General features: G+C 46.7%; 5 protein-coding genes and 1 tRNA gene. All 6 read left to right on the top strand.

The window, feature by feature from the left end:
* Positions 1–847, top strand: an 847-nt coding sequence (locus QUA62_RS01240) for a tetratricopeptide repeat protein (protein WP_333402029.1), incomplete at its 5' end; no start/stop codon positions are given.
* Between the two features lie 440 nt (positions 848–1,287).
* Positions 1,288–2,490, top strand: coding sequence for a tetratricopeptide repeat protein (locus QUA62_RS01235; protein WP_333402028.1), 1,203 nt, complete (start codon positions 1,288–1,290; stop codon positions 2,488–2,490).
* Positions 2,491–2,569: 79 nt separating this feature from the next.
* Complete coding sequence (locus tag QUA62_RS01230; protein ID WP_333402027.1) at positions 2,570–4,093, top strand: carboxypeptidase M32; 1,524 nt, start codon at positions 2,570–2,572, stop codon at positions 4,091–4,093.
* Positions 4,094–4,220: 127 nt separating this feature from the next.
* Positions 4,221–6,641 carry a sucrose synthase gene (locus QUA62_RS01225; protein ID WP_333402026.1) on the top strand — a complete coding sequence of 807 codons (2,421 nt, stop codon included), beginning with the start codon at positions 4,221–4,223 and terminating at the stop codon, positions 6,639–6,641.
* A gap of 628 nt (positions 6,642–7,269) precedes the next feature.
* Complete coding sequence (locus QUA62_RS01220) at positions 7,270–7,977, top strand: peptidoglycan-binding protein (protein ID WP_333402025.1); 708 nt, start codon at positions 7,270–7,272, stop codon at positions 7,975–7,977.
* A 309-nt stretch (positions 7,978–8,286) separates the two neighbouring features.
* Positions 8,287–8,368 (top strand) — tRNA-Leu (locus QUA62_RS01215).
* Positions 8,369–8,782: the final 414 nt, after the last annotated feature.

Genomic DNA, 8,782 nt, shown 5'->3' with positions numbered 1-8,782 from the left:
GGAAGAAGCGATAGCCTCCTACGACAAAGCCTTAGAAATCAAACCAGATGAGGACGCAGCTTGGAACAATCGGGGCATTGCACTGGGTAATCTAGGAAGATGGGAAGAAGCGATAGCCTCCTACGACAAAGCCTTAGAAATCAAACCAGATGATGACGCAGCCTGGTACAATCGGGGCATTGCACTGCGTAATTTAGGAAGATTGGAAGAAGCGATCACCTCTTACGACAAAGCCTTAGAAATCAAACCAGATGATGACGCAGCCTGGTACAATCGGGGCATTGCACTGCGTAATTTAGGAAGATTGGAAGAAGCGATAGCCTCCTACGACAAAGCCTTAGAAATCAAACCAGATGAGGACGCAGCTTGGAACAATCGGGGCATTGCACTGGGTAATCTAGGAAGATGGGAAGAAGCGATAGCCTCCTACGACAAAGCCTTAGAAATCAAACCAGATGATGACGCAGCCTGGTACAATCGGGGCATTGCACTGCGTAATTTAGGAAGATTGGAAGAAGCGATCACCTCTTACGACAAAGCCTTAGAAATCAAACCAGATGATGACGCAGCCTGGTACGATCGGGCCATTGCACTGGGTAAATTAGGCAGGCTTGAAGAGGCGATCGCCTCCTACGACAAAGCCTTAGAATTAAAACCAGATGATGAGGCAACATTTTATAATAAAGCTTGCTGCTATGCGTTACACAGTGAGATTGACCAAGCGATTCAGAATTTGCAGCAAGCCATCCATCTGAATCCTGACAAATACCGAGAAATGGCAAAAACTGACTCGGATTTTGACAGCATTCGATCGCATACTCGGTTTCAAGCCTTGATTCAAGAATAGGGATTTGCCCTTGGGTGGGGCGGGTTTATGAGATTGTCGGTTTTAGACAATTATTCTTGGTAAAACCCGCCGCTACAGCATCAAAAATACTCTTATTATTTATTAGTCTGCAAAGGCGGAATTCGCTTGACAAGAGGCGCTTTCAACCCCCCATCGGTCACAAGCGTTACGTGAAAATTATATCTTGGATGAGGTTTGTCACACCTCAGTACGATCGCCCTTTCCTCTTTTCTACGCAATCATATAAAAAAATAGTATTAATCTATACCTACAAATCCAAGCTCTAGAATAATAATGAAAAAAATTGAAAAAGCTCCCAAATTCCTGTAAAATTGCCCTAAATAACCAAATAGCCGCGATCGAAAGCACTCAAAGGCGAAAAAGATCGCATATAAAAAAGAAAAGAATCAATTACACAGAAAATAATGAGGTGAAACCCCTTGCAAAAATTAGCCAGCATAGAAAAGCCGATCGACTCAGGGGAAAAATCCATAGCAGTCAACACCCAAAAGGCTCAAACATTGTACGATCGCGGCAACGCCCTAGAAGCAATGGGACGATTCCAAGCTGCGATCGAATCTTGGGAAGAAGCGATCGAACTTGAACCAACATTTTATGAAGCCTGGTACAACCAAGGCGTCGCCCTCAAAAAATTGGGCCAGCTAGAAGAAGCGATCGCAGCCTACAACAAATCCCTACAAATCAAACCCAACAATCCCGAAGCGTGGTATAATCGCGCCAACGTTTTGCGGAAGCTCAACAGACTCTCAGAAGCGATCGCATCCTACGAAAAAGCGATCGCACTCAACCCCAGCTACCCCGAAGCTTGGACGAACCGCGGCAACACCCTCGTCAGCTTAGAAAAATTTTCAGAAGCGATCGACTCCTACGACAAAGCCATAGCCATCAAACCAGACTACTGCGAAGCTTGGTATAACAAAGCATTTGCCCTGAGAAAATCCGACCAAAATACAGAGGCGATCGCCTCCTACGACAAAGCGATCGAACTCAAACCAGACTTGCATCAAGCCTGGTACAACCGCGGCTTAGCCCTAGCCGATGAAAAACTCTACCCGGAAGCCGTCGCCTCCTACGACAAAACCCTGCAACTGCGGCCGAATTCCGCCGAAGCCTGGAACAAACGCGGCACCGCGATCGCACAAATGGGACAATTTGAAGAAGCGATCGCATCCTGGGACAAAGCCCTCGCACTCAACCCAAACGACAGCGAAACCTTTTACAACCGCGGCTTAGCCTTCGCCAACTTACAACGCTTTGAAGAAGCAATTGCCTCTTGGGACAAAACCGTAGAGTTGCAGCCAGATAACATCGAAGCCTGGTACAACCGCGCCATAGCCCTCAAAAAAATTCAACGATTTACCGAAGCCATCGCCTCCTACGATAAAATCATCGCACTCAACCCCGACGATCCCAACCTGTACTATCAAAAAGCTTGCATTTACGCCCTAGAAAAACAAGCAGGCGAGCTCACAAACAGCCAGGAAATAGTAGCCACCAGCATCCGACTGGCGATCGAAAACTTATCCAAGGCGATCGAACTTAATCCGCAGAAATACCGGAAATTGTGCAAAAATGACTCTAAATTGCGTACAATACGGGAAGAAGTGCGGTTTTTAGCTTGATTTCAGGGTAGCTATGATTGATGGAGACGGATGCCGCACTGCAACCTTTGTAGGCAAAACAGCACCATAAACCCCAATCATGCAAACCCTAGACAAAACTCAAGCAAAATTCGCTCAACTGGCAGCCCACCTCAGAGAAGTTACGGACATCGAATCAGCCTCGTCGTTGCTGCATTGGGATCAATCCACTTATATGCCCGCCAAAGGTGCAACTGCCAGAGGCCGCCAGTTGGCTACTCTCAAACAAATATCCCACGAAAAATTTACCGATCCAAAGATTGGTGAACTCCTAGAAGACTTGCGTTTCTACGAGCAGACGCTCCCCTACGACTCTACCGCAGCCAGCCTGATCCGCATTGCCCGCAGAGACTACGATCGCGCCGCCAGAGTCCCAGCAACCTTCATGTCCGCACTCTGCCGCCACCAAGCCGACAGCTACGAAGCTTGGGCCGCGGCTAGAGCAGCCAACAACTTCGCAGCGGTCGAGCCGTATCTCGAAAAAACCCTAGAATTAAGCAGGCAGTACGCCGAGTTTTTCCCCGGATACGAACACATCGCCGATCCTTTGATCGATCGTAGCGACTACGGCATGAAAGTATCCCTGCTGCGCCCGCTTTTCGCCAAACTGCGTGAAGAATTAGTGCCGATAGTCGAAGCCATCACCTCCCAACCTCCCGCCGACGACTCCTGCTTGCACCAAGACTTTCCAGAATCCCAGCAACTAGAATTCACTCGCAAAGTTGTAGAACGCATGGGGTTCGACTTCCAACGGGGACGGCAAGACACCACCCTGCACCCGTTCATGACCAACTTCTCCATAGACGACGTGCGAATTACCACCCGCGTCTATGAAGACCACTTGGATCAAGCACTGTTCAGCAGCATCCACGAAGCCGGACACGCCCTCTACGAACTCGGAAATTCCCCGGAATTTGAGGGCACGCTGCTTGCAGGCGGCATTTCCTCCGGCCTGCACGAAAGTCAGTCGCGACTTTGGGAAAATATGGTCGGGCGCAGCCGCGGTTTTTGGGAATGTTTCTACCCCCAACTCCAAGGCGTATTTTTGCGACAGTTGGGACACGTATCCACTGACGCATTTTACCGGGCAATTAACAAAGTCTCGCGATCGCTCATCCGCACTGACGCCGACGAAGTAACCTACAACCTCCACGTCGCCATCCGCTTTGACCTAGAATTGGCAATGGTAGAGGGAAAACTAGCAGTGCGAGACCTCCCCGAAGCCTGGAACGAACGTTATAAAACCGACCTTGGCGTTGTCCCCGCCACCGACAGCGAAGGCGCGATGCAAGATGTTCACTGGTATGTTGGTACGATCGGCGGAATGTTCCAAGGTTACACCCTCGGCAACTTGATGAGCGCCCAATTCTACGAAACAGCAGTAAAAAACAATCCTGAAATTCCCGTAGAAATAGAAAGGGGCAATTTTACCGTACTCCACGACTGGCTAAAACAAAACATCTACCAGCACGGTCGCAAATACACTGCTGTCGAATTGATCGATCGCGTTACAGGTTCACCTTTAACTATCGATCCCTTTATCCGCTACATTCGCCACAAATACGGGGAGTTTTATGTCATTTGAGGGATAGCAAGTTCAGATTGCCGACTTTAAAATTACAAAAAAAGTAGCAGCTTAAAAAAAGGCGATACGGTTTGAGTATCGCCTAATTTTACAGCGGAAATCAAAAGTCTTAAATAAGGGAGTATGTATGTCTGAACTCTTTCAGGCTGTGATCGCCAGCGACGAAAAAACCGACTTGCGTCAGTTTGTCAGCGATTTACGCGCTTTGGGAAACAAATATTTACTGCGAAACGACATAGTTAACGCTTTTGCCGCCTACTGCACCAAATACGAAAAGCCCGAACAGTTCCATAAATCTTCTCTTTTAAGCAAACTGATTTACTACGTTCAGGAAATTATTCTCGAAGATGGCAGCCTTTGCGTCTTGCTGCGGCCAAAAATTGCTAGTATGGAAATAGTGCGAGTTGCAGACGACTTGACTGTTGAGCAGATGACAGTGCAAGAATTGCTCGACGTGCGCGATCGCTTCGTCAACCACTTTAACCCCCAAGAAGGCGACATTCTCGAACTAGATTTCGGCCCTTTTTACGATTATTCCCCCACAATTCGCGACCCCAAAAACATCGGCAAAGGAGTGCAATTCCTCAACCGATACCTGTCCAGCAAACTGTTTCAAGATCCCAGACAGTGGCAGGAAAGTCTATTTAATTTCTTGCGGATTCACCGCTACAACGGCATACAATTATTAATTAACGATCGCATAAAATCTCAAGAACAACTTTCAGAACAAGTCAAAAAAGCCCTCACCTTTGTCAGCGATCTTTCTGAAGAAGAGTCGTACGAAAGATTTCGACTGGTGCTGCAATTGATGGGTTTCGAGGCAGGTTGGGGAAATACCGCAGCCCGCGTACATGAAACCCTAGGAATTCTTGACGAATTAATTGATTCGCCCGATCCCCAAACCCTAGAAGCATTTATTTCTCGCATCCCGATGATTTTCAAAATCGTCCTAGTTTCTCCTCACGGCTGGTTCGGCCAAGAAGGAGTTTTGGGGCGGCCGGATACGGGAGGGCAGGTAGTTTATGTCCTTGATCAAGCCAAGAGTTTAGAGAAACAACTGCAAGAAGACATTCATCTTGCAGGTCTTGATAGTTTAGGAGTCAAACCTAAAGTAATTATTCTCACCCGGTTAATTCCTAACAGCGACGGTACGCGCTGCAACGAACGTTTGGAAAAAGTTCACGCCACAGAAAATGCTTGGATTTTGCGGGTTCCCTTCCGGCAGTTCAATCCAAAACTGACTCAAAATTGGATTTCTAGATTCGAGATTTGGCCTTATTTGGAAACTTACGCGATCGATTCCGAAAAAGAGCTGCTGGCTGAGTTTCAGGGCAAGCCAGATTTAATTGTCGGCAACTATTCCGACGGGAACTTGGTAGCGTTTTTGCTGTCTCGCAAACTCAAAGTTACTCAGTGTAATATTGCCCATGCGCTGGAAAAATCTAAATATTTGTTCAGCAATCTCTACTGGCAAGAATCAGAGGATAAATACCATTTTTCGTTGCAATTTACTGCTGATATAATTGCCATGAATGCAGCTAATTGTATTGTCAGCAGCACCTATCAAGAGATTGTGGGCCAACCCGATAGTGTCGGTCAGTACGAATCTTACCATTGTTTTACCATGCCGGATTTGTACCACGTTGTGAACGGGATTGAACTGTTCAGCCCTAAATTCAACGTCGTGCCGCCGGGAGTTAACGAAAGTGTGTACTTTCCCTACACGCGCATGGAAGACCGGGTGCAAGGCGATCGCCATCGGCTCAACGAATTACTGTTTACTCTAGAAGACCCCGAACAAGTCTTTGGAAAACTCGACGACCCGCACAAGCGCCCTTTGTTTTCCATGGCCAGGCTCGATCGCATTAAAAACATGACAGGCTTAGCAGAATTGTTTGGCAAAAGCCCGGAATTGCAAGAAAAATGCAACTTAATTCTAGTAGCTGGCAAGCTGCGGGTCGAAGAAACCGAAGACTACGAAGAAGCAGAAGAAATTAAAAAGCTCTACGCAATTATCGACCAATACAACCTTCACGGTAAAATTCGCTGGTTGGGAGTGAGGCTTTCCAAAAGCCTGTCCGGCGAAATTTACCGGGTAATCGCCGACACCCAAGGTATATTTGTTCAGCCAGCATTATTTGAAGCTTTCGGCTTGACAATTCTCGAAGCAATGATTACCGGTATTCCCACTTTCGGGACGCAGTTTGGTGGCCCGCTGGAAATTATTCAAGATGGCGTAAATGGGTTTTATATCAACCCGACCAACCACGAGGACACTGCCCAAAAAATTCTAGATTTTTTATCTAAGTGCGAACACAATCCCAACTATTGGTATGAAATTTCAACGCGAGGAATTGACCGAGTTTACAGCACGTATACCTGGAAAATTCACACGACCAAGCTGCTGACCCTAGCGCGGACTTACGGTTTCTGGAACTACTCGTCCAAGGAAAACCGCGAAGATATGCTCCGCTACATAGAATCGCTGTTTTATCTGATTTACAAGCCGAAAGCGAAGGCTTTATTGGCAGAACACGCAAATCGATAAGTGCCGAGTTTTGCTTTTTATATCATATCCCTTGGTATCGGAATTATTCATCTCTCTCTATTCCCTTTCTCTGTATCCTCTGCGTCAAGAGGGATTTAATAATTCCGATACTACCGAAATTGATATTAGGGGGGGATTAAAGGAAAAAACTTCGCCTTTCATAAATCAACTTTGTACACAATCTGCCTGTAAAGATTTGTGAATGACGGCAGGTTTTGTACCATAAGACTGAGGCTAAAAGACGTGGTTTATACGAAAATATAGAGTTTGGTAACGAAAAATCTCGGAATCAACCGGGTGTATTAGGAATAGTACGAACCGGCCCCTACTTCTAACAGGTAACTTCCAACTCGTAAATCCTGAGTGCGTCTGTCCCCATTGCCGAAATTCTAGAAGCTGCTGCACATATAGCAACCGCGCCAGACGGTTAGAACTTTCTTAATGGCCCAAACCAATGCGGTCTATTACCCCTTCTCTCGGACTTCTTGTTACCCGATCGCGAAGTGAAATGGCCTTGTTCCTTCTTCCTTTTGCTATATGTTTCAGAAAGCAGTCCGGGTAATACAATTAGATTTAGAAACATGAAATCAGCGAAACCTTGTCAAACCTCACTAACAGGATGAAATTTATGCGTGTGACTACTGTTACGATTTTCAGCTTGATTGCTCTGCTCGCTCCCGCGTTGACCAAAAAGGCAACTGCTGCTTTTGACACCGAACCCTTGGTGCAGGAACAGTACCGCAGAGACTTTACGGCTCCCGCCGATCCGGGTGCGTCAGCATCGCCTGAGGGAAATTCCCAAGGAGATATGTTTCACAAGCCTTTTTACGCGGGCGAGCAGCCAGTGAGAAAGGAAAAAACTATCTCGGCGGGAGCTGACGGGCCAGAAGTTGCAGCCATACAGCAACGGTTGCAGGTGCACAGTTTCAAGGTAGGAACGATCGACGGTACCTATGGCTCTCGCACTACATCGGCGGTTCGTGCCTTTCAGCAGTCTAAGGGTTTGAACGCAGATGGCATTGTGGACAAAGAAACTTGGACAGCTTTAGCAGCAGATCCGGCCCCTGCTCCTGAAGCTGTGCAGAGCAATCCTCCTATTCTGAGCAATGCTGCAGTTCCCGGCAATCCTCCAACTCTTCTAAATAAAGGCGCTGTCGGTTCCAAGGTGAAGACGCTACAGGTGCGTTTGGAAATACAGGGTTACGATCCGGGCCCCATCGACGGCATTTTTGGCGCTCGCACTGCTACGGCTGTCAAGAAGTTTCAGGAATTTAAGGGTTTGATGGCGAACGGCATGGTGGACGAAACAACCTGGAAATCGCTCGGCCAAAAGTAAGTGACAAGTGAAAAATACGGAAAATTGCTGTGGCGATAACTCATGATTGAACCCGGTGTCCAAAAATGACCGGGTTTCTCGATGTTGAGCGATCGAGCAATTGGGTCATCAGCCTGGGAATTTATCCGTGGGTCGCTTCCTTCAATCTAAAATCTAAAATCTAAAATCGATTGGGCGATCGAGCAATTGGGTCATCAGCCTGCGGATTTATCAGTGGGTCGCTTCCTTCAATCTAAAATCTAAAATCTAAAATCTAAAATCGATTGACCGATCGCTGTGTTGTGTGCTATAGTATTTAAATGTCAAAATGCGGATATGGCGGAATTGGCAGACGCGCCAGATTTAGGTTCTGGTTCCGAGAGGAGTGAAGGTTCAAGTCCTTTTATCCGCACTTAAAATTTTTATTGTAAAACACACAACCCCAGCCTATTGTCGGGGGGGTGTTTTTTATTTGGGTTGATACTCAATCTGAGTTGAAAACCGTTACTTATTTTTATCGTTCTTGAGTGCTTGCTGAAAAGTTTTGATAGCATCAACATGATTAACCAGATTAATGCAGGACAAGAGTAATTTAAAGTTTATCCCTCGCATTTCCTCGCTCTCAGCAATATTTTCATAGTCCCAATCCTTCGGCTTCACTGTCAGCTAGTGCTTCTTGTGCCTGATTTCGAGAAGAGAGAATGTTTGGCGTTATTAGGATCGCCATTACGAAGAAATTGATCGCCTCATTGTTGCTCATCAAACCGATGATTGAAAGCGTGAGGCTGTATTAAGAGTGAAAATTTGGCGATCGTAATCAGATTCC

The sequence above is a fragment of the Microcoleus sp. MON1_C1 genome (genome assembly GCF_036701945.1).
In the GTDB taxonomy this organism is placed as follows: Bacteria; Cyanobacteriota; Cyanobacteriia; order Cyanobacteriales; family Microcoleaceae; genus Microcoleus.
The sequence above is the reverse complement of the archived record's forward strand: the minus strand, read 5'-3'. Positions and strand labels throughout refer to the sequence as shown.

What these genes read in the sequence shown, in the direction of transcription:
- QUA62_RS01225 (WP_333402026.1), top strand. Translation starts at nt 4,221, where the DNA reads ATGTCTGAACTCTTTCAGGCTGTGATCGCCAGCGACGAAAAAACCGAC.
- QUA62_RS01220 (WP_333402025.1), top strand. Translation starts at nt 7,270, where the DNA reads ATGCGTGTGACTACTGTTACGATTTTCAGCTTGATTGCTCTGCTCGCT.
- QUA62_RS01230 (WP_333402027.1), top strand. Translation starts at nt 2,570, where the DNA reads ATGCAAACCCTAGACAAAACTCAAGCAAAATTCGCTCAACTGGCAGCC.